The sequence below is a fragment of the Labrenzia sp. ATLA3 genome (genome assembly GCF_057180185.1).
Map to the genome: position 1 here is coordinate 115,083 of NZ_JBXUKV010000002.1, position 20,725 is coordinate 135,807.

Consider the following 20,725-nt stretch of genomic DNA (forward strand, 5'->3'; position numbering starts at 1 on the left):
CTTGCTGTCAGGGGCCCCGAAGGCGCCGAAAGTGAGGGGTGGCCCTGAAGCTCAGAGGCTTCGGGCAAACAGGACTTCGTCCCGGATCTCAATCCCGTAGTCCCCCCGCAGCGGGATCTCCGGTTTCTTCTCGCGCTCTGCGTCGATGACACCTTGCGCCACCCGTTCCAGGCGGAAACCCCGGCGCTGATAGAAGCGGAAGGCATCGAGGTTGTCGTTGGAAGTGCGCACCGTCAGCCGGTGCATACCGCTGGCCTTTGCCTCATCAACCACGGCGTTCAGCAAAAGCGTTCCGGTGCCGCTCCAGCGGCTGAGCGAGTCGAGCGTCAGGATTTCCCATTCGCTGTCCCGCTTGATCAGCGTGACGAGCCCCACCAGTTCGTTGCCGGCATAGGCGACATAGCCAGGCAGGCTCGATGCATCGATGACCTCACCATCCAGCAACATTTCGGGCCCGGCCCACCTGTCTGCCAGAAGCTGAAACACAGCTTGTTTGTCTTCCTCGTTGATCCGTCGGATGATCACGCTCATGGTTTGCCCTGCCTCTGGATCAGCTGCTTTTCAATCAACCCCAATTGAACTGCCTGCAGCTGATCGCTTCCATATTTTGCGAGCATCTTGTCTGCGCTCACGGGAACGCAGAATGCCCTATCGGTGAATGATGCGCGAAGCCAGGGGCGTGCGCGCCTGCCAACGCGCTCGCTCCAGCTCCGGATCGACATGCTCTTCTTCCGGATAACCGACGCATAGATAAGCCACGAGGCGCCAGCCAGCGTCAACCTGAAGGGCCTTGGTGACCGCGTCGGGATCGAGGATCGACACCCAGCCGACACCGATACCTTCAGCACGCGCTGCAAGCCAGAAGGTGTGGATCATGCTGACCGTGGAATAGGCCAGCGTCTCCGGCATCGTCAGCCGGCCCAACCCGTGTCCCTGCTCGGGGTCATCGTCACAGAAGATCGCCAGATGAACAGGCGCCTCCTTCAACCCCGCCAGCTTGAGCTGGCGATAGGCGAGCGCCTTGTCGTCGCTGTAGGTCTTCGCGGCCTCTTCATTCTCGGCTTCGAAGCTTTCGATGATCCCGGCACGCGCCTCGGCGCTGTCGACGACAACGATCCGCCAGGGCTGGCTGTTGCCGACGGACGGCGCGAGGTCGGCTAAATGCAGCAAATGATCGAGAACACCTTTCGGCAGTGGCGCCTGTTTGAACCGGCGCACATCCCGGCGCCATTTCAAAAGGGTCTCAAAATCCTTCTGAAACTTCTCCGAAAACTCCGGTCTCACATCCCTGCCCTCGGCTCCACCCGGCATGACGGACCTAGTGACCCGGAAATTCCACGAGCGTGCGCACGGGAACCTTCAAAGCTTCCAGCTTCTTGCGCCCGCCGAGATCCGGCAGATCGACGATGAAACACGCGGCCTCGATATTCGCCCCCATGGACCGCAAAAGCTTGCAGGCAGCCTCGGCCGTGCCACCGGTCGCAATCAAGTCGTCGACCAGGATGACACGGTCGCCCGGCTTGATCGCATCCTTGTGCATTTCCATCTCATCCAGGCCGTATTCCAGAGAATAGGCGATCCGGACGGTTTCGTGCGGAAGCTTGCCCTTCTTGCGGATCGGCACGAAGCCGGCGGACACCTGGTGGGCAACCGCACCTCCCAGGATGAAACCGCGCGCCTCGATGCCGGCAATCTGATCGACCTTTGATCCAGCCCAGGGCTGCACCAGCGCATCGACGGCGCGGCGAAACGCACGCGCATCGCCGAGCAATGTCGTGATGTCCCGGAACAGGATGCCCTCTTTGGGATAGTCCTTGATCGTGCGGATGGCACCGACAAGTTCATCCTGAATGGTCTGTGCGGTCATCGGGATATCTCTCTTTTGAAACGGGTCCGGGCAACTGACCCGGCCGGTCGTTATAACAAGTTTGACCTGCCGGTCGAAGCAATTTCGCTTTGTCTCAAGGGGCTATGTCGGCCACGCTTGCGGCCCACACCCTATCTCCGGTTCAGGATCCGCCCAGCAACGGCGTCCAGTTTGGCGACCAGCGCCGGATCACGTTTGTCGGGCGCGGTCATCATGGCAAACTCCAGCGCGGTGTCGGACCCGGCCGGGCAGGATTGATGTTCACGCGGCAGATCCCGCGCCACACGGGCAACGAGCCTCTGTGCGTTTTCCGCATTTTCGTGCAGAACCTTGATGATTGCCTGAATATCGACTTCACCATGGTCCGGGTGCCAACTGTCATAGTCGGTGACCATGGCAATGGTCGCGTAGGAAATCTCGGCTTCCCGGGCAAGTTTGGCTTCCGGCATGTTTGTCATGCCGATGACGTCGCAGCCCCAGGAGCGATAGAGCTGACTTTCCGCCAGCGACGAAAACTGCGGACCTTCCATGGCAAGATAAGTGCCGCCCTTTGCATAGGACAGCCCCTCGGCTTCCGCAGCCGCCGCCACCGCATCGACCAGTTTCGGACTGACCGGGGTCGCCATCGACACATGAGCGACACAGCCTGTGCCGAAGAAGCTCTTTTCCCGCGCAAAGGTTCTATCGATGAACTGATCCACCAGCACGAAAGTGCCGGGGGCGTGCTCATCCTTGAGCGATCCGCAAGCGGAGACGGACAGAAGATCGGTGACGCCGCAGCGCTTCATCACGTCGATATTGGCGCGGTAGTTGATCGAGGTCGGCGAATAGACATGTCCACGTCCATGGCGCGGCAGAAACACCACCTTGAGACCGTCGATGGTGCCGATGCGCACGTCGTCGGATGGAGTACCCCAGGGGCTGTTGACGGCAATCCATTCGGAGTTTTCCAGCCCCGGAAGGTCGTAAATGCCGGACCCGCCGATAATGCCCAATACTGCGTCTGCCATAACCGCTCCAAACAGAAGTAAAAAGGTAGTCAGCGGGATATGCGCCCGCATCAGCGATGTTTTATTTCAACTGTTCCGTAATGGCGTCAAGCCCGGCCCTGGCGCTTTCGGCCCCGTTCTCGCCACCGCCGCCAGCAACGCCGGACCCTACCAGCAACCTGCCCGACCTCGAGACGGTCGGTAGCCTACCGCCGAGCGGTGATGCCCCCCGAACTGGCGACCAGACCGACCGCGCCGCTGATATCTGCAAACGGCATGTCCAGCACCTCGACCATGTTGGATACGGCTGATTGTGAAACTGCGGGGGCTGGAGGCGGACGACTTGCCAGAAACATCAATGCACGGCGCATCGCCTTACCCCTCAAAGAAAAAGCCGCCGGAAGAACCGGCGGCTTTCATCATGCACTTGGGCGGCAATCAATCAATGCTCGACGTTGCGCCAAAGTTTTTTCTTGGTGAAGTAGAGCATACCAGCGAACACGATCAGGAAGATCATGACACGGAAGCCAATCTTCTTGCGCTCTTCCAGATGCGGCTCGGCAGCCCACATCATGAAAGCAGCAACGTCATGCGCGTACTGTTCGACCGTCATCGGCGTACCGTCGGTGTATTCGACCAGTTCTTCCGACAGCGGCGGCGCCATGCCGATCGCCGGACCAGCCAGGAAGGAATGGTTGAAGTACTTGCCCTCCGGAATGGTCACGCCATCCGGCACTTCTTCTTCCTCATACCCGGTCAACAGCGCGTAGATGTAGTCCGGGCCCTGTTCCTGGTACTGGGTGAAGGCATCGAACACGAACCACGGGAAACCGCGGTGTGCCGCACGGGCCTTTGCCAGCAGCGAGAAGTCCGGCGGATACGCACCACCGTTCGAAGCGCGTGCTGCTTCCTCGTTCGGGAACGGAGACGGGAACTTGTCCGCCAGGATACCCGGACGCTCATACATGTCGCCGTCATCGTTCGGACCGTCAATGACAGTGTACTCGGACGCAATCTGCTTCGCCTGTTCTTCGGTGAAGCCCGGCCCGCCATCGGAGGCGAGGTTGCGGAAAGCAACCTGTTTCAGACTATGACAGGAAGAACAGACTTCCCGGTAGATCTTGAAACCGCGCTGCAACTGGCCACGGTCATAGAAACCGAAGGGACCCGAGAAGGACCACTGCTGCCGCTCGATGTGCGGTGCGTCGCCTGCTGCGAAGACCGGGGTCGCGATGGCGACAGCCGCCACCGCAGCGAAGGAACGAACCATTTTGATCATGGTGCTCATTGTCTCAATTAACTCCTGATCCGGGCCGCGTTACTTCGTGTCCGGTGCTGCAGTGGCACCAGCCGGTTTGCCGGCTCCGCCCTTCAGAACCGCTTCGGAAATCGAGGCCGGCAGGGGCCGCGGTTTTTCCAGGAACCCGAGCATCGGCAGGATGATCAGGAAGTGGGCGAAGTAATAGACCGTGCAGACCCGGGCGAGCAGAACGTAGGTACCTTCAGCCGGCATCGCACCGAGATAGCCAAGTGCGACAGCGTTGGCTGCGAAGATCCAGAAGAACTGCTTGAACAGCGGGCGATACGTGCCGGAGCGAACCTTGGACGTGTCCAGCCAGGGCAGGACGAACAGGACCGCAATGGCACCGAACATGGCTGCAACACCACCGAGTTTGTCCGGGACAGCACGCAGGATCGCGTAGAACGGCAGGAAGTACCATTCAGGAACGATGTGCGACGGTGTCACGAGCGGGTTGGCCTCGATGTAGTTGTCCGGGTGGCCCATGTAGTTCGGCACGTAGAAGGCGAACCATGCGAACAGGATCATGAACACGACGATCGCGAACAGATCCTTGATCGTGTAGTACGGGTGGAACGGAACCGTGTCCTGCTTGGTCTTCGGCTGAACGCCCGTCGGGTTGTTGTTGCCCGTGGTGTGGAACGCCCACACGTGCAGGATAACGACACCGAAGATCATGAACGGCAGCAGATAGTGCAGCGAGAAGAAGCGGTTCAGGGTCGGGTTGTCGACCGCGAAGCCACCCCACAGCCAGGTGCGGATTTCCTCGCCGACCAGCGGAATGGCCGAGAACAGGTTGGTGATAACCGTAGCGCCCCAGAAGGACATCTGGCCCCACGGCAGAACATAGCCCATGAAGGCGGTGCCCATCATGATCAGGAAGATGATCACGCCGAGGATCCATGAGATCTCACGCGGCGCCTTGTAGGAGCCGTAGTAGAGACCGCGGAAAATGTGAATGTAGACAGCGATGAAGAACATCGACGCGCCGTTTGCGTGCAGGTAGCGCAGCATCCAGCCGAAGTTCACATCGCGCATGATGTGCTCGACGCTGTTGAAGGCTGCTCCAGTGCTCGGCGTGTAGTGCATCACCAGCACGACGCCGGTGATGATCTGCGCGATCAGCATGAAGAACAGGATGCCACCGAAAGTCCACCAGTAGTTCAGGTTCTTCGGCGTCGGGAAATCAACGAAAGAGCCGCGTACGAGCGAGATAACCGGCAGGCGGCTTTCCAGCCACTTTGCCGCGGCGCTCTGCGGTACATAGTTTGAATGTCCAGCCATGGCTGTCTCCTAAAAATCTATGCCGTTAGCCGATCTTGATCGTCGAGTCGCTGACGAACTCGAGCGGCGGAATCAGCAAATTCTCGGGAGCCGGGCCCTTACGGATACGGCCGGCGGTGTCGTAGTGAGAGCCGTGGCACGGACAGAACCAGCCATCAAAGTCGCCGGAACTTCCGATCGGCACGCAGCCGAGGTGGGTACAGATACCAACCTGGACGAGCCATTTCTCGTTGCCCTTGACGCCGCGGTTGGCGTCAGTTGCTTCAGCATCCGCCGGCAGATTTGAATTTCGCGCAAGCGGGTCCTTCAACTCGTCCAGCGGAACAGCCTTGGCTTCTTCCACTTCCGTTTCGGTACGGTTGCGGATGAATACCGGCTTCCCGCGCCATTTGACTGTGATTGACTGCCCCTCTTCCACGGGAGTGATATCAACCTCGATGGAAGCCAGAGCCAATGCGGAGGCATCCGGGTTCATCTGGTCGATGAACGGCCATGCCAGCGCGCCAGCGCCAACGACGCCCATGGCGCCGGTCGCAATATAGAGGAAATCGCGGCGGGTCGGTTCCGCCTGATCCGTATGTGCCAAGGTCGCGTCCTCTCGAAACCTGTTCAACCTGTACCGAAAGCCCGCATCACGTCCGAGGTCCCTTCTTTGCCCAAGAAGGGAACGGAACCATGCCGGGCTCATCGGGGGCCGGATACGAGCTATTGCGCACCGGCCAAGCGGCTTGTCTTTTTGCACCCTTCGAAACGCTTGTCCAGTTCAACAAACGCCTCGAAACGCATATGTCGCAGTCAAAACCACTGCCCCGCCGCTTTTCTGCCCTTTTTTAGGGAACGAGCGCAAGAGCGGAATTCGGCTGAATTCCGCTCTTGCCATTGGTCTTTGGTTTTAGGCGGCCTGAACCGAGGACAGAAAACCGCCCGACTGGTGCTCCCAAAGCTGTGCGTAAAGTCCGCCCCGCTCCATAAGCTCCTGATGGGATCCCTCCTCGATGATTCGACCCTTGTCCATCACGATCAGCCTGTCCATGGCCGCTATGGTGGACAGGCGGTGGGCGATTGCGATCACCGTCTTGCCCTGCATCAGGTCGAACAGGCTCTCCTGAATGGCGACTTCCACCTCACTGTCGAGAGCGGATGTCGCCTCGTCCAGCGCCAGGATCGGGGCGTCCTTGAGCAGGGTCCGCGCAATGGCCACGCGCTGACGCTGCCCGCCCGACAACTTCACGCCCCGCTCGCCGACATGGGCATCGAGACCCTTTCGGCCCTCCATGTCCTCCAGGTCGTAAACGAAGGACAGCGCATGCGCCTGTTCAAGAGCGGTCAGCACTTCTTCCCGCGTCGCATCCGGACGGCCATAGGCCACGTTTTCGAAGATCGACCGGTGAAGCAGCGACGTATCCTGCGTCACCACACCGACCTTCGCCCGGATGTCATCCTGCCGGACATGGGCAATATCCTGCCCGTCGATCAGGATCCGCCCGCCTTCCAGGTCGTAGAAGCGCAGCAGCAGATTGACCAGTGTCGACTTGCCCGCGCCTGAACGGCCAATCAGACCGATCTTTTCACCCGGCTGGATCGTCAGGCTGAGATCCTCAATCACCCCGGCTTCCTTGCCATAGTGGAAGCAGATGCGTTCGAAACAGATCTCGCCCTGATGGACTGAGAGCGTTTTGGCGTCCTTGACGTCCACCACTTCGCGTTCCCGCGAAATGGTCGAGATGCCATCCTGCACGGTGCCGATGTTCTCAAACAGGCCCGCCAGTTCCCACAGGATCCAGTGGGACATCCCCTGAAGACGCAGCACGAAAGCAACCGCAATGGTGACTTCACCGATGGTCACGGTGCCGCTCTGCCACAGGACGATTGCAAGAACCCCGACAGCCGTCAACAGCAGCATGTTGATGAACACCAGAACGATATTCAGCCCTGTCACCAGACGCATCTGCAGGAAAACCGTCTTGAGAAAGCCAAGCATGGAGTTGCGTGCATAGGCTTCTTCCCGATCCGCGTGGGAGAACAGCTTCACCGTGGTGATGTTGGTATAGGCATCAACCACGTGCCCGGTCATCAGCGACCGCGCGTCGGCCTGCTGCTTCGAGACATCCCGCAACTTGGGAATGAAGTAGCGGATCGTGAGCAGATACGCGCCGATCCAGACCAGGAACGGCAGGCTCAGCCAGATATTGGCGCCCGCCACCACGAAGACGGCGGCGGTGAAATAGACCGCGACATAGACCATGATATCGGCCATGCGCGAGACGACTTCGCGCACGCCAAGCGCGGTCTGCATCAGTTTGGTCGCAATCCGGCCCGCGAAATCGTTCTGATAGAACGACACGCTCTGGCGCAGCAGGTAGCGATGGACACGCCAGCGGATGGACATCGGATAGTTGCCCATCAGCCCCTGGTGAAACAGCAACTGCCAGGCAACTTCCAGCAGCGGGCGCAACACCAGAAGAATTACCAGCATGAACAGAAGCATCTGCCAGTTCTGACTGACGAAGGTCTCAGGATCGGATTTCTCCAGCCATGTGACCAGATCGCCCAGGAACGTGAAGATGTACACTTCAACGATAGCGACCAGCGCGCCCAGTATCGAGACACCGGCCAGGATCGGCCAGACAGGTTTTGTGAAGTACCAGCAGAAGGCCCAAAAGCCCTTCGGGGGCACTTCGAGAACAGTCTTCTCGAAGGGATCGACGAGTTTTTCGAAACGCTCGAACATGATTACCTCTCGGCCCCGCTCAACCGTAGCACGTTGAGATGCACCAGGGCATCGTCATCGGTGTGCACAGGCCTGCTACGCGGGCGAATGATGCGGCCAGTCGCAAACAGCAGCAGACTGGCGATAAAACTTGTAAAGGCGAGAGCCACGATGAAAGTGCCCCAGAAAAGCGCACCGAGCTCGTCGGCGAACTGTGTCACCGGTATATGGCGCCCGGCGATTTCCAGAGCCTCGACCCGGCTCACATTGAAGACGATCACCGGAATGAAGAACACAACGGCAACCGCGAAAGTGGCACTCAGAAAGACGCCGGCAGCCAGTGCGGCGCGCATCGCGCGGCTGAACAAGGCCTGCCGTGGTTTTTCCGGTAAGGACACCTCTATGTCCGGACGCCCCGTCTCTGGGGACAGGTCCGGCGTGAAATGAAATGACATCGGATCATCTCCGAAATGGGATCATTAACGTGGTGACGGCAGACATGCGCGGTAACGCATGCAGCTCAAAGGGCACGGCTTCAGCCGGTCACCGCAAAAGTCAGGAAATTCAGGAAGGGCTGTGGCTTCCTAGCGGAAGCGGACAGCTGGACCTTGGCAACGCTGGAGAGCGGCATATGGGTGGATCATGCAGCGATCTTTCATTTGGTGCCCTCCTGGTTGCGCAGCCGGGCGGCTGCTAGGGAAACAATGTCAACCACCATGAGTTGACTGGTTGTTTTGGTACCTGCTTTCGTCGTACTTGAAAAGCAGAAATGCGTCGAATTGCAGCATGAAGCGCCCATCTGTTGCCCATTGGCCACAGAGTGGCAAAGCATCCCCGCACCTTGCAAGTTATGCCCGATGTTCCTGAAACTCGAATTCGCGCATGTGAATTTCCGCCTCAGTTACAGAGAGCGGCTCGGCAATGATCTTGCCCTGGACCATGGTACAACCGAATTGTCTGAGCAGATCAGCTTGCGTTGCCGTGTCGACGCCTGCCGCCGAAATCGTGAGCCCCATATTGCCGGCAAGCCTTATGATCGACTGGATCAGTTGCTGCTTTTCCCTGCACTCTTCCAGGCCGGCGACAAGCATCGGGCACAGCTTCAGCTGGTCCGCGTTGAGATAAATGAGCTGACCGGCACCGCCGTGTCCGCCGCCAAACTTGTCGAGCGCAACCCTGCAGCCGATCTCCTTTAAAAGATCGACCGATCCAGACAGACCGTCCTGTTCGTCGAAACGGATGATCTTCTCGTCCAGCTCAACCACGATATCGCTGGTTTCGAAGCCCGCTTCCCAGGCAGCCTGCCGGAGCTGCGCCACAAAACCGGCATCCTTCAGGCTGGCCCCGCTCAGGTTCACCGACATGAAGAACGCTACCTTTGACACGTCCCGAAGTCGCCTGACCTTGTTAAGGCCTTCGCGCAACGCAAAAAGTTCGATCTGCGCGATGCGTTTCGTATCGTCCTGCGCCGACAGAAGGCTCACCGGATCGACAAGCCCTTCCGAAGGATGGAGCCAACAGGCAGCTGCCTCATACCCGGTGATCCGCCGGCTCTCCATGTCGTATTGCGGTATCAGCATCAAGGACAGGCCGCTGTTTTCAAGATCCTCATCGAGCTGGGCCAGGATCATGCGACGATGGCGATGGGCCGCACCAAGCGCATCCGTATACCAGCAAATCTGGCTGCGGCCCGACCGCTTGGCGGCATAAAGCGCAATATCCGCGTGATTCATCAGTTCGGATGCGCTCGCAGTCGCCGCATCGGCAAGCACGAGCCCGACGCTGCCGGTAACCCGCACCTGGTGACGATCCACCCGCACGGGCTTGGTCAGACCCTCGATAATCCGGTTGCCCAGATCTTCCATTTCCTCCCGCCCCTGAGGGTCGGAAACCACGGCAACAAACTCGTCGCCACCGATACGTGCGACCAGACCCTTGTTGCCCAGAACACGGCTCATCACCGTGGCCACATGGCGCAGCACGGTGTCGCCGGCACCATGGCCGTGGCTGTCGTTGATGTCCTTGAAGTGGTCCAGATCGAAATGAATGATCCCGATCCGCGCGTTGCCGCCCACGCCCTCCGCTATGCGCTCCAACAGATAGGAGTTCAACTTGCCCCGGTTGGCAACGCCCGTCAGATCGTCATGTTCTGCCTGATGTTTCAAGCGGATACGTGCGTGCTCCAGATCCTTCACATGTTCGACCTGGTTGGTCACATCACGGCAGATAAGAATGATCTTGGTGTCTTCCAGCGTTTTTCCCTCGACGACTGCGAAGGTGAGCTGGTTCCAGAAAAACTTTCCGTCTTTACGGCGGTTGAGGATCAGTTCTTCGGTTCCGGACCGGAACTTCGTCAGATCGAAACGGAAGGTTTCAATCTCCTCCGCCGAAATTTGATTGGCAGGCGGCAGGATGAATTCCTGGGGGCGGCGACCGCGAATTTCCTCGGCGCTGAACCCGGTAATGCGGGAATAGGCCGGATTGGTCCATTCGATGCGCCCGTAGATGTCCTGCATGACCAGGCCCTCATGGGCGTGTTGCACGACAAGCTGAAGGATTGCGGTATCGTTCCCGAATCCGGAAACACGGGCAGGTACAGCAGCTAACCCCCGCCGCCGTCCGAAAAAATAGCCAACGGCGACAAGAACCGAAGCAATTCCCAGAACGAACAGTAGTTGTTGACCCGTCACCCCCCCTAAGATTTCTGACATACTTCGTCTTCAGTCCAGAGATTTGATCAAACTTACTCTACGAGAGTAGAGCTGAATAAATCCCTACACTGCAACAGAATTTTGCAATATACTGGTAATTATACCTATAGTCTCAACGCGGTAATTTTACCGATCAGGCCGCCCGCACGCTTTGAAGGAATTGCCTCACCTGCTCCTGAAGGCTGTTCGACAATTGCCCCAGTTCATCGGCAGCACCGGTCATTTCCTCGGTTGCCGTCCGGCTGGTCTCCATCACTTCGCTCAAGGTATCGACGTTTCCGGCCACCTGATCGGAGCTCGCACGCGCCGTCATGGCATTGCTGCTGATTTCCTGCGTAGCCGTTGTCTGTTCTTCGACCGCCTCGCGGATTTTTCCGGAGATCTCGCTGACACGGCCGATTGTTTCCGCGATCGAGCGAATGGCTGTTTCGGAGAGTTCGGCAACTTCCTGCACGGCCGTCACCTGTGCCGAGATATCCTCGGTGGCCCGCGTCGTCTGCTCCGCCAGGGCCTTGACCTCATTGGCGACAACGGCAAATCCGCGTCCTGCTTCGCCGGCACGGGCCGCCTCGATGGTCGCATTGAGCGCAAGCAGGTTCGTCTGGCTCGCGATCTGGCTGATCAATTCCACGATTTCACCGATGGCGCGGCCCGTCTCGGCAAGCCTGCCGACAACCTCGTCGGTTTTCCGGGCCTCCGCGACCGCGGTGCTGGCAATGTCCGTTGCCTGGTCGACATCTTCGCGCACACGGCTCAACGAACCGGACAACCGGTCCGCCGAATTGGTCACGACAGCAACGGAACTGCTGGCTTCCGACGTTGCCTGATGAACTTGCTGGACAGCCTGCATGGAAGAATTCACGGCCCTGTTGAGATCGGCAGAGTTGCCCGCAACGCTTTTGGCAGCCGTGGACAAGGCAGAGACCACCCCGATAACGGACTTTTCAAAGTCGTCCGCAACGTCCTGCATCAAGGCCTTGCGTTCTTCACTGAGCTCTTCCTGATGCGCCAGCTCCTGACTTGCCTGCTCTTTCGCACGTTCTGCGAGATTGGTGCGGAAAGCCGTCACGGAACGGGCGATGGCACCGATCTCGTCGGTCCGCTGGGCGCCGTCGATCTGGATATCGAGATTGCCTTTCGACAACATGTCCAGGCCCGCCTGCAGCCGGTTCATGGGCCGCGCGAGACCGACGGCAAGAATGACCGCAAACGCCAGAAAGGCAAGCCCGACGGGCATGACAACGAGACCGATGGTGATCATCTGATCCAGAATAAGGCCGTCGATCTTGTCAGCGACATTTCCAGTCAGAAAATCCTGCGCACCCGCTGGTGTGCCGATCTTTTCCATGAAGGCCTGGCGGAACGTATAGAAGGCAAATGCGGTACCGGCCATCATGATGGCGGCGGCCGTCAGAACCATGGCGACAAACCGGCCCTTGATTGAAAGCGTCACGTTGAAACCCCGAAAGTATTTTCATCCCGCTTACCGCCGCCTTCCATCAGCGCCGTTCTCGCAAGCAGGAATACTAGCGGTCTGCACGTAAAAATTCAGTAACGGCCGGTCCTCGGGAGAACTACTTAGACATGACATTTCTTACAATGCCGTCGTCTACCGAGGTCCACAGGTGGCGGTTCAGGACATCAACCGTGTGATGGTGTAGCCAGCTGTCGCAGAAACCGCGGAGAGCACCGTTCCCCAGGCAACATCGACGATTACAACGGATATCGGCCAATCCCGGAGGGTCGCATAATTGGTGACGTCATACGTGCCATAGGTGAAGAGGCCGAACAGCCCTCCCAGGATGGCGGCCATGGCGAGACTCTCGGCCTTGAGTGCGGGCGCAACCGCGAAGATCACGATGCCGACGACGTAAAACAGATAGAAAACACCGGCCGCAACAATATTGGGCCGCTCCATCATCAGGTGGCCGATGCGGTCGACATAAAACCGGGTCGACACCTGGGTGAGCCAGACGAAGTCCACGGCAAGAAAGACGAGAACTGTTGCAATATATGCCGTGAGGTATTTCAAGCCGGCCCCCTGTCTTTGCCACTGATTAGCCTGACCGGTCTACGACACGGCTATCGCGATGGATCAGCCCTAGGGTGTGGCCCCCTAAATTGCCAACGGCCTCTCGCGGCATTCTCGCTCAGGCAAATTCGCCTTCTGCCTCCAGGAAGCCACCGGACTGACGATGCCAGAGCTGCGCGTAAAGGCCATCCGCATCCTCAAGCAGTGTCTCATGCGTGCCCTGCTGAACGATCCTGCCCCTGTCCATGACGATCAGCCGGTCCATGGCTGCGATGGTTGACAGGCGGTGGGCGATGGCGATCACCGTTTTTCCCGTCATCAAGCCTTGCAGGTTCTCCTGAATGGCGGCCTCGACTTCAGAATCGAGCGCGGAGGTCGCTTCGTCCAGCACAAGGATCGGAGCATCCTTCAGCAGCACCCTTGCAATGGCAATGCGCTGACGCTGCCCGCCGGAGAGTTTGACACCGCGTTCGCCGACAAAGGCGTCAAAGCCCTTGCGGCCGCGCCTGTCTTCCAGCTTCCGGATGAAGCCGGATGCATGGGCCTTTCGGGTTGCCTCCAGCAACTCTTCTTCGCTGGCCGATGTCCGTCCGTAGAGGATGTTCTCGCGGATCGAACGGTGCAGCAACGAGGGATCCTGCGTCACCATGCCAACCGACCGGCGCAGGGTTTCCTGGTTCACATCCCTCACATCCTGTCCATCGATCAGCACGCGCCCCGCTTCCACATCGAAGAACCGGAGCAGGAGGCTTGTCAGCGTTGTCTTGCCCGCCCCTGACGGACCCACGATACCGACACGCTCGCCGGGACGGATCGTCAGATCAAGATGATCGATAACCCCTGCCGCCTTTCCGTAGTGGAACCTTATATTCTCGAAACGGACCTCCCCGGCGGTCACCTTCAGCGCCGGGGCATCTGGCTTGTCCGCAAGGGCCACCGGCTTGACGATGGTTTCCATGCTGTCCTGCAGCGAGCCGAAGTGGCGGAACAGACCGTTGAGCTGATTGAACAGGCGATTCAGCAGAATGTTCAGGCGCAGGATCAGACTGAGCGTGAAGGCAACATGACCGGCACTGATGCCGCCATCCTGCCAGATGGACAGTGCCATGCCGGAGATGGCAACGATCATCACTCCGTTGACCATCGTCATGATCATGCGAATGCTGGTCAAAAGCCGCGTGAAGACATGAAGCTTGGCGATCATCGTTTCCACCGAAGACCGCGCCCCCCGGCTCTCTTCCTTGGACGAGCCGAACAGCTTCACCGACTGGATGTTGGTGTAGGTATCCACCAGACGGCCCGTCACACCGGAATAGGCATTGGCGGTATCCTTGGCGGCGGCACGAACCCTCGGCACGAACACGACCGCCGTCACGGTAAAACAGAGCAGCCAGACGGCCACGAGCGCCCCAAGCCACAGATCCAGATCCGCGATCAAAACCAGTGTCGTGATCGCATAAACGACGATGAACCAGACCACCTGCAGCAGGTTGGTCATGAAATCTCCCGCCGACATGCCCGATTGCATCACCTTCTGCGAAAGACGCCCGGCGAGATCGTCCTGAAAATAGGAAAGGCTTTGCTGCATTACCCGCTGGTGGCACTGCCAGCGCACGAGATTGAAGAACCCGGGGACGATTGTCTGCTCTTCCACGAGCGCCATCAGCGAGTTTGTCAGCGTGCGCACGACCAGCACCACGAAGGCCATGGTCATGAGGGTCCAGAAATGATCGGAAAAGAAGGTCGCCCGATTGCTCTCTTCCAGAAGATCCACGATCCGGCCGAGAAAATTGAAGATCGCCACTTCGACGAATGCGGCCGCGCCGCCAATGACAAGCATGGCGATAAACGGCCAGCGCACCTGGCTGACGAAATACATCAGAAAGGCAAACCCGCCATGAGGCATGCCGGATCTTGGCGGCGCCCGGAATGGATCTATCCAGGTTTCAAAAACGCGAAAGAGCGGGGACACGGGGCGTCTCCATGGGGGCTGGAGCGAATCTTCAGGCTATCCTACGCGCCCGGCGTGAAATTGGCCCAGTGAAAATATCTGCCGGTTCGCCTTCTTCCCGTATGTTGCAGGGTCCGCCTGGGCGCAGCCACCACACCGCTCTGTGACAAAAGCCGTGCCTGCTGCTATTGAGCCGCAGCTTCGAAACGAACGTGGATCCCCATGCCAGACATCGCCCTTTACCAACCGGACATTCCGCAAAACACCGGCACGATCCTGCGCCTCGCCGCCTGCATGGGGGCGACCGTACATCTGATTGAGCCGGCCGGGTTTCCAATCTCCGACGCTGCGCTGAAGCGGGCGGGCATGGACTATCTGGAACGGGCCGCGATGGTTCGTCATATATCGTTTGCCGCCTTCGATGAGTGGCGGCGGTCCGAGCGGCGCCGGTTGATCCTCATGACGACAAAATCAGACGTCCTCTATGCGGATTTTACATTCCACTCAGATGATATCCTGATGATGGGACGGGAAAGCTCAGGCGCGCCGGAGGACGTACACGCGCTGGCTGATGCCCGGCTGACGATCCCCATGGCAGAGGGCATGCGCTCGCTCAACGTTGCTGTGTCCACGGGCATGGTGCTGGGTGAAGCCTTGCGGCAATCAGGCACATTTCCTAAAAGCCGGTGATAGCAATCAATCGCATGCCCGCCGGTCCGGCAGGTTGCAACAAGTCCAGGCAGTCACATGAACGCACCTACCCCTGAAAACCGCGGCGGTCCCATCCCGGACGGCATCGAGGACAAGAAGGCAACGGCCCCGGCCTGGTTCAAGGAGCTGCGAGACCGGATCTGCAAGGCTTTCGAAGACCTTGAAGACGAGATCGGCGATCTGTCCGGCCCACTGTCGGACCAGCCTGCCGGCCGCTTCGAGCGCACACCCTGGGAGCGCACCGACAGCACGGGGGAAAAAGGGGGCGGCGGCGTCATGTCGATGATGCATGGCCGTGTCTTTGAAAAGGTGGGCGTGCATATCTCGACCGTTCATGGCGAATTCTCACCCGAATTTCGCGGCCAGATTCCCGGTGCCAGCGAAGATCCCCGTTTCTGGGCGTCGGGTATCAGTCTCATTGCTCATCCGCAGAACCCGCATGTTCCCGCCGTTCACATGAACACTCGTATGGTGGTCACCACCCGCCAGTGGTTCGGCGGCGGTGCGGACCTGACGCCTGTGCTTGATGCCCGGCGGACGCAGGACGACCCCGATACCATTGCCTTTCACGAGGCCATGCGGTCCGCCTGCAACGCACATGCCGTTGCCGACTATGACGCCTACAAAGCCTGGTGTGACGACTATTTCTTCCTGAAACACCGCAACGAAGCGCGTGGCATCGGCGGCATTTTCTACGATTATCTGCACAGCGGAACCTGGGAGGAGGATTTTGCCTTCACCAGGGACATCGGTCTGGCATTCCTCGACATTTATCCTGAGCTGGTCCGGCGCAACTTCCAGAAATCCTGGAGCGATGCAGAGCGTGAAGAACAGCTCATCCGCCGTGGCCGTTATGTGGAATACAATCTGCTTTATGACCGCGGCACGATTTTCGGCCTGAAGACCGGCGGCAACGTCGCCTCGATCCTCTCGTCGATGCCCCCCGTGGTGAAATGGCCGTAATTTTTGGTTCCGACATCTGATGGGTGGGTGCCGGGTCAAACGGCCTGCGTGCGGGTCACCTTCTGCGGCGGGCGAATGACTTCGCCCATATCCCGGTCCAGGACCATGTGCGCGAATTGTTTCAACATGGCCTGGTCCAGTTTCCGGCCCATCTCCTGCATCACGCCAATGGCAACACGAACCGGCATGCCATCCTTGTAGGCCCGTTTTTCGGTGAGCGCGGTGAAGATGTCGCAAATGGTCATCAGGCGGACTTTGGGAGAGATCCTCTCTCCCTTCAGTCCATCCGGATATCCTGAGCCATCCAGAAACTCGTGATGCTGGATGGCCATCTTCTTGATGTCGACGGACAGTTCAAGCCGCGGCTTCAGGATGTCACGGCCAAATACGGGATGTTTGTCGATGATCGAGCGCTCGGCATCCGTCAGCTTGTCGGCTTTGTCGAGGATCGTCAGCGGAATACGCATCTTGCCGATGTCATGCACCAAACCGCCGGCAATCGCTTCCTGACAGTCCTTCTCACTCCAGCCGAGATGCTGCGCGAAAGATCCGGCAATGCCGGCAACCATCAGGGAATGACAATAGGTTCCACTGTGATGTGACTGCACGGCATCCAGCCAGGGCGACAAGCCGTCCAGTGACAGAGCCGACAGAATTTCTGCCGCGCCTTCGTTCATCAGGCTGGTCTGGATGTTCGAGCCTTCCGCTGCAGACAGAGCCAGACTTTCCAGAAAGGCATTGCCTTTCTTGTAGGCTTCCAGCGTCTTGGCAGGCAGCCCGTTTGGAACCTGGGCAAGCGGATCATCTTGCAGGATCAGCTTGAGCTTGCGCACAAGCAGTGCAAGCGGTGTGTCGCGTTCCATGATTTCGGTCTTGCCGAGTGCGGATGCCTGAATGACTTCCCGCCGGTTCTTCTTGGAAACCAGGCAGATCACGGGGATCTCGGCAATACTGGCCCAGGATGATTTCAGGGCCGTCAACCCGGCATCGGTTGCGCCCAGCAGCTCCACCACGGCAGCACGGCCGTCACCAACTGTGCTTTCGGACACCTTGGACATGTCGATCAGGCGGGCCGGAAAGAAAAACGGAAGTTTTCTGACGGGTGAATCAAGCGCAAGCGGTCCGTCTGAGATCAGAACAATTTCCATTCACCGCCTCACAGTCGTCCGCACACGCTTCGTCATGGCAGAATATCCACAAAACCTTTCCAAAAGGAAATCAGCATCGCGATGTGACGCAGTGTCACCTAAAATTTCCTTAAGTCACCTCCCCTGCCCGCGCCAGCAAGTCCTGTCTGGAAAGGGAAAAACCGCTGTCTCGCCAATCCGCCTCCAGGCTTTTGAGGCGGTCGCCGAGTGCCCGACCGGGGGCATGACCGGCTGCAATCAGATCTGCCCCCTTGATGGGAAATTGCGGCAACGGAACGTCTTTCAACCGCTCCAGCAGACCGGTGAACGTATCGCCGGGATCCTTGTCCTGCGCCCGCAGGCCGGCCCAGCGCCCCAAAAGGCCGTCGACCGCTCCCTGGCGCCCAAACTGATAGACCAGGTGCGCAGCTTCCGGCAGCTTGTCCGCCTGGCGTAGGCATCTCATCGCCGCCCAGGCGGTGCGCATTCTCTCGCGTTCGGCATTCGACAGCCGCAGCCGATCGCAAACGCGCTCTACGTCCTCACGCACGAAACCGGTCAGCACCACCAGTCCGAGCTCCGGATCGGTCACGTTGCTCGCGTCCACGTCGAGGTTGCGCAAGGCCAGATAATCCTCAATACGGGCCAGCCCGCCGGTCGCGATTTCCCAAAGACCGCAATCGTTCATCATTTTCAGCGCCGGCGCGGCCAGACGCGCGCGTAACAACCGCCGCATCTCGTGGCCGATCCGCTCGGCAGACAGATGCCGCAGTCCGTCGCGCTGACGCAGACACGCTCCAAGGCCGTCTGCGTCCATGTCTCCAGCGCCATAGGCTGCGTAAATCCGGAAGAACCGCAGGATGCGCAGGTAGTCTTCGCGAATGCGCTTGTCCGGGTCGCCGATGAAACGCACGCGCCTGTCGAGGCAGTCGTCCAATCCGCCAAGCGGATCGTGCAGCCGGCCATGGCGATCGACATAGAGCGCGTTAAGCGTGAAATCCCGGCGCTCGGCATCGCGCGTCCAGTTTCGACCGAAGACAACTCGCGCCTGACGCCCGAAGGTTTCCACGTCCTCCCGAAGCGTCGTGACTTCATAGGGATAGCCACTGCTGACAACGGTGATCGTGCCGTGGTCGATACCGGTTCCGATCGGTTTCAGGCCAGCCGCGCGTGTTCGCTCCATCACCGTTTCAGGCGATGCCGTTGTCGCGATATCGACATCTGGAACAGGATGACCGAGCAAGGTGTTGCGCACGGCTCCCCCGACAACCCGGGCTTCGTCGCCTTCCTGCTCGATCGCCTCGAACACCGCCTGAATGCCCGGCGCTTTCAACCAGTCGGCCTGTTGAAGGATCTGTTCAGCAGTCACGCACATGGTGTTATTCGTATCGACCGGGCACAAACACGCCGTCTCGCATTTCAGACGGTCGCCAATTGGCGCCCTCCGGGGCATGACCGAAGGATGCCATGCCGACCAGTCCGGCAATCACCAGAATCAGACCGATCAGCGTGAGCCATGCCAGCGGCTTTGCGGCCCAACGGCCAGGATCATTGTGACGTTTGCTCAGCCACAGCCAGAAACCGTAGGTGATGAACGGCAGGAGAAACAGAAAAAGATGAAGTATGAACACACGAACCATTAGCGGTAGACCGTTTCATATAAGGAGCGAATAATGCCCGCGGTGACGCCCCAGATATAACGTTCTCCAAAGGGCATTGCGTAGAAGTAACGACGTTTTCCCTGCCATTCCCGGCTGAGTTTCTGATGGTTTGCGGGATCCATCAAGAATCCCAAAGGCACTTCGAAAACACTTTCAACCTCACCGGGATTGGGACGGAAGGTCGCCCCCTCCCGAATGGTGCCGACCACCGGCACGACCCGGTATCCCGAACCGGTGAGATAGGGTGCCAGATTGCCGATAGGCTCGACACGCTCCGGTGCAAGGCCGATTTCTTCATCCGCCTCCCGCAGAGCCGCCTCGACAGGCCCCCTGTCGGTCGGATCAATCTTGCCTCCGGGAAGAGCCACCTGTCCGGCGTGGGACTTCAGATGCCCCGTGCGCTGTGTCAGCACCACATTGGGGCCATCACCGCGCTCGACGATACCGATAAGCACTGCGGCATCCCTTGGCGCACCGTCCCATTTCGCGTAGGGGCCAAGATCGGGGTTGAGAATGTGATCGCCGGTCTCGCGCTCGAAACCTCGAAGCGCCGCATCGTCCAGCCGCGTCCTGAACAGGGTTGGCCAGTCCGCGGGATCGGCAAGGGATTTCGTCGGGAAGGCAGTCATGCAATCGGTGTGTCCGGTCGTGCGAAACAGATCATTCGGTCAGTCCTGAGCGTTCAGGAAAGCAGGATCGACCGGAAAGAACCGGCCACCGCTCCAGACCCCCATCCGGGTGCCGTCATCCGTTTCCCGTTCTTCCATAAGATCCGCCAGTTGATACATCAGCGCTCTGGTAAACAAGGCCTCCAGGCGCCCTCTGACGTGAACATAGGGTTTAAGGCCGCCGCTGTCCGGTTCTTTTTCAAAACGCAGCAGATGGTCCTCTCCAACAGCAACCAGATCACCGAGATTTGTCCGCACTGTGAGCCGCTGCTCCCGCGCCACACCCTCGACGGCCATTTCGACCGCCAGAAGCGGTGCATCTTCGACGGTGATGCCGATCTTTTCCACCGGCGTGACCAGATAGTGCCTGCCATCTTCATCCTTGCGCAGCACCGAGGCAAACAGCTTCACCAGCGGCATGCGGCCAATGGGTGACCCAAGGTAATACCAGGTACCGTCGCGGGCGATGCGAATGTCCAGATCCCCGCAAAACGGCGGGTTCCACTTGTCTACCGGCGGCGGTCCCTTGCCGCCTGTGTCCGCCCGGCTCATCAGGGCCTTCAGACCTTCCGGTAATGCAGCATCTGTTTTTGCGGTTTCCTCCGCCATGGATGTTTCGTCCTTGCTGTCTTTATCAAGGCCCCGGAATTTTTGACAATTCCGACCCTCCACCGATATCGCTCGTTCGGCTACAGGTGCCTGCAGGCCCGGCCTTTTCCCCAAAGGTTGGAAAGAAACTTGGACCTTTCCA

Annotated in this window: 20 protein-coding genes; 2 read left to right on the top strand and 18 right to left on the bottom strand. The window is 59.1% G+C overall.

All coding sequences use genetic code 11. The features are described from left to right. Positions 1 to 51 precede the first annotated feature (51 nt). The 13 genes from AC2A6O_RS05060 to AC2A6O_RS05120 all read right to left on the bottom strand — a co-directional run bounded on the left by AC2A6O_RS05060 (position 52) and on the right by AC2A6O_RS05120 (position 14,799). Complete coding sequence (locus tag AC2A6O_RS05060) at positions 52 to 531, bottom strand: GNAT family N-acetyltransferase (protein WP_148585784.1); 480 nt, start codon at positions 529 to 531, stop codon at positions 52 to 54. 117 nt (positions 532 to 648) lie between these two features. Further along, positions 649 to 1,311, bottom strand: a complete 663-nt coding sequence (gene bluB, locus AC2A6O_RS05065; RefSeq protein WP_498926008.1) for a 5,6-dimethylbenzimidazole synthase — start codon at positions 1,309 to 1,311, stop codon at positions 649 to 651. 7 nt (positions 1,312 to 1,318) lie between these two features. Continuing rightward, positions 1,319 to 1,867 carry an adenine phosphoribosyltransferase gene (locus AC2A6O_RS05070; RefSeq protein ID WP_148585782.1) on the bottom strand — a complete coding sequence of 183 codons (549 nt, stop codon included), beginning with the start codon at positions 1,865 to 1,867 and terminating at the stop codon, positions 1,319 to 1,321. Between the two features lie 131 nt (positions 1,868 to 1,998). After that, a complete protein-coding gene (locus AC2A6O_RS05075) occupies positions 1,999 to 2,877 on the bottom strand; it encodes an S-methyl-5'-thioadenosine phosphorylase (RefSeq protein WP_498926009.1) in 879 nt (292 codons plus the stop codon). A 421-nt stretch (positions 2,878 to 3,298) separates the two neighbouring features. Further along, positions 3,299 to 4,144: a cytochrome c1 gene (locus tag AC2A6O_RS05080; protein ID WP_148585779.1), complete on the bottom strand. Its 846-nt coding sequence runs from the start codon at positions 4,142 to 4,144 to the stop codon at positions 3,299 to 3,301. Between the two features lie 30 nt (positions 4,145 to 4,174). After that, positions 4,175 to 5,440 (bottom strand): cytochrome b, encoded by a 1,266-nt coding sequence (locus AC2A6O_RS05085; RefSeq protein WP_148585778.1) that lies wholly within the window; start codon positions 5,438 to 5,440, stop codon positions 4,175 to 4,177. Positions 5,441 to 5,465: 25 nt separating this feature from the next. Further along, positions 5,466 to 6,026, bottom strand: a complete 561-nt coding sequence (petA, locus tag AC2A6O_RS05090) for a ubiquinol-cytochrome c reductase iron-sulfur subunit (protein WP_148585777.1) — start codon at positions 6,024 to 6,026, stop codon at positions 5,466 to 5,468. A 306-nt stretch (positions 6,027 to 6,332) separates the two neighbouring features. Continuing rightward, on the bottom strand, positions 6,333 to 8,171 hold the full coding sequence (locus AC2A6O_RS05095; RefSeq protein WP_498926010.1) for an ABC transporter ATP-binding protein: 1,839 nt from the start codon (positions 8,169 to 8,171) through the stop codon (positions 6,333 to 6,335). Between the two features lie 2 nt (positions 8,172 to 8,173). Continuing rightward, entirely contained in the window at positions 8,174 to 8,605 is a 432-nt protein-coding gene (locus AC2A6O_RS05100) for a hypothetical protein (RefSeq protein ID WP_498926011.1), read from the bottom strand. 393 nt (positions 8,606 to 8,998) lie between these two features. Further along, complete coding sequence (locus AC2A6O_RS05105; RefSeq protein ID WP_498926012.1) at positions 8,999 to 10,861, bottom strand: putative bifunctional diguanylate cyclase/phosphodiesterase; 1,863 nt, start codon at positions 10,859 to 10,861, stop codon at positions 8,999 to 9,001. Positions 10,862 to 10,994: 133 nt separating this feature from the next. Continuing rightward, the gene (locus AC2A6O_RS05110) at positions 10,995 to 12,314 is read right to left on the bottom strand and encodes a methyl-accepting chemotaxis protein (protein WP_498926013.1); all 1,320 of its coding nucleotides are present in this window, start codon (positions 12,312 to 12,314) and stop codon (positions 10,995 to 10,997) included. A gap of 180 nt (positions 12,315 to 12,494) precedes the next feature. Beyond that, the gene (locus AC2A6O_RS05115) at positions 12,495 to 12,893 is read right to left on the bottom strand and encodes a DUF2177 family protein (protein WP_148585772.1); all 399 of its coding nucleotides are present in this window, start codon (positions 12,891 to 12,893) and stop codon (positions 12,495 to 12,497) included. A gap of 118 nt (positions 12,894 to 13,011) precedes the next feature. After that, a complete protein-coding gene (locus tag AC2A6O_RS05120; protein ID WP_498926367.1) occupies positions 13,012 to 14,799 on the bottom strand; it encodes an ABC transporter ATP-binding protein in 1,788 nt (595 codons plus the stop codon). A gap of 267 nt (positions 14,800 to 15,066) precedes the next feature. Here AC2A6O_RS05120 and AC2A6O_RS05125 point away from each other — a divergent pair, with 267 nt between their 5' ends. Both AC2A6O_RS05125 and hemF read left to right on the top strand, forming a co-directional pair. Next, positions 15,067 to 15,534 (top strand): tRNA (cytidine(34)-2'-O)-methyltransferase, encoded by a 468-nt coding sequence (locus AC2A6O_RS05125; protein ID WP_498926014.1) that lies wholly within the window; start codon positions 15,067 to 15,069, stop codon positions 15,532 to 15,534. A 57-nt stretch (positions 15,535 to 15,591) separates the two neighbouring features. After that, a complete protein-coding gene (gene hemF, locus AC2A6O_RS05130; RefSeq protein ID WP_498926015.1) occupies positions 15,592 to 16,518 on the top strand; it encodes an oxygen-dependent coproporphyrinogen oxidase in 927 nt (308 codons plus the stop codon). Between the two features lie 35 nt (positions 16,519 to 16,553). On the opposite strand, the gene AC2A6O_RS05135 is transcribed toward hemF, so the two are convergent. The 5 genes from AC2A6O_RS05135 to AC2A6O_RS05155 form a co-directional block, all read right to left on the bottom strand. Continuing rightward, a complete protein-coding gene (locus tag AC2A6O_RS05135; RefSeq protein ID WP_498926016.1) occupies positions 16,554 to 17,666 on the bottom strand; it encodes an HD-GYP domain-containing protein in 1,113 nt (370 codons plus the stop codon). 109 nt (positions 17,667 to 17,775) lie between these two features. Continuing rightward, positions 17,776 to 19,020, bottom strand: a complete 1,245-nt coding sequence (locus AC2A6O_RS05140; RefSeq protein WP_498926017.1) for a CCA tRNA nucleotidyltransferase — start codon at positions 19,018 to 19,020, stop codon at positions 17,776 to 17,778. 4 nt (positions 19,021 to 19,024) lie between these two features. Continuing rightward, a complete protein-coding gene (locus AC2A6O_RS05145; protein WP_498926019.1) occupies positions 19,025 to 19,285 on the bottom strand; it encodes a DUF6111 family protein in 261 nt (86 codons plus the stop codon). Beyond that, positions 19,285 to 19,935 (bottom strand): CoA pyrophosphatase, encoded by a 651-nt coding sequence (locus tag AC2A6O_RS05150; RefSeq protein WP_498926020.1) that lies wholly within the window; start codon positions 19,933 to 19,935, stop codon positions 19,285 to 19,287. The genes AC2A6O_RS05145 and AC2A6O_RS05150 overlap by 1 nt, the downstream gene beginning before the upstream one ends. 39 nt (positions 19,936 to 19,974) lie before the next feature. Continuing rightward, positions 19,975 to 20,583, bottom strand: a complete 609-nt coding sequence (locus AC2A6O_RS05155) for a DUF1285 domain-containing protein (protein WP_498926022.1) — start codon at positions 20,581 to 20,583, stop codon at positions 19,975 to 19,977. Positions 20,584 to 20,725 lie beyond the last annotated feature (142 nt).

What these genes read in the sequence shown, in the direction of transcription:
- AC2A6O_RS05060 (WP_148585784.1), bottom strand. Translation starts at nt 531, where the DNA reads ATGAGCGTGATCATCCGACGGATCAACGAGGAAGACAAACAAGCTGTG.
- bluB (WP_498926008.1), bottom strand. Translation starts at nt 1,311, where the DNA reads ATGCCGGGTGGAGCCGAGGGCAGGGATGTGAGACCGGAGTTTTCGGAG.
- AC2A6O_RS05070 (WP_148585782.1), bottom strand. Translation starts at nt 1,867, where the DNA reads ATGACCGCACAGACCATTCAGGATGAACTTGTCGGTGCCATCCGCACG.
- AC2A6O_RS05075 (WP_498926009.1), bottom strand. Translation starts at nt 2,877, where the DNA reads ATGGCAGACGCAGTATTGGGCATTATCGGCGGGTCCGGCATTTACGAC.
- AC2A6O_RS05080 (WP_148585779.1), bottom strand. Translation starts at nt 4,144, where the DNA reads ATGAGCACCATGATCAAAATGGTTCGTTCCTTCGCTGCGGTGGCGGCT.
- AC2A6O_RS05085 (WP_148585778.1), bottom strand. Translation starts at nt 5,440, where the DNA reads ATGGCTGGACATTCAAACTATGTACCGCAGAGCGCCGCGGCAAAGTGG.
- AC2A6O_RS05095 (WP_498926010.1), bottom strand. Translation starts at nt 8,171, where the DNA reads ATGTTCGAGCGTTTCGAAAAACTCGTCGATCCCTTCGAGAAGACTGTT.
- AC2A6O_RS05100 (WP_498926011.1), bottom strand. Translation starts at nt 8,605, where the DNA reads ATGTCATTTCATTTCACGCCGGACCTGTCCCCAGAGACGGGGCGTCCG.
- AC2A6O_RS05105 (WP_498926012.1), bottom strand. Translation starts at nt 10,861, where the DNA reads ATGTCAGAAATCTTAGGGGGGGTGACGGGTCAACAACTACTGTTCGTT.
- AC2A6O_RS05120 (WP_498926367.1), bottom strand. Translation starts at nt 14,799, where the DNA reads ATGCCTCATGGCGGGTTTGCCTTTCTGATGTATTTCGTCAGCCAGGTG.
- AC2A6O_RS05125 (WP_498926014.1), top strand. Translation starts at nt 15,067, where the DNA reads ATGCCAGACATCGCCCTTTACCAACCGGACATTCCGCAAAACACCGGC.
- hemF (WP_498926015.1), top strand. Translation starts at nt 15,592, where the DNA reads ATGAACGCACCTACCCCTGAAAACCGCGGCGGTCCCATCCCGGACGGC.
- AC2A6O_RS05135 (WP_498926016.1), bottom strand. Translation starts at nt 17,666, where the DNA reads ATGGAAATTGTTCTGATCTCAGACGGACCGCTTGCGCTTGATTCACCC.
- AC2A6O_RS05140 (WP_498926017.1), bottom strand. Translation starts at nt 19,020, where the DNA reads ATGTGCGTGACTGCTGAACAGATCCTTCAACAGGCCGACTGGTTGAAA.
- AC2A6O_RS05145 (WP_498926019.1), bottom strand. Translation starts at nt 19,285, where the DNA reads ATGGTTCGTGTGTTCATACTTCATCTTTTTCTGTTTCTCCTGCCGTTC.
- AC2A6O_RS05150 (WP_498926020.1), bottom strand. Translation starts at nt 19,935, where the DNA reads ATGACTGCCTTCCCGACGAAATCCCTTGCCGATCCCGCGGACTGGCCA.
- AC2A6O_RS05155 (WP_498926022.1), bottom strand. Translation starts at nt 20,583, where the DNA reads ATGGCGGAGGAAACCGCAAAAACAGATGCTGCATTACCGGAAGGTCTG.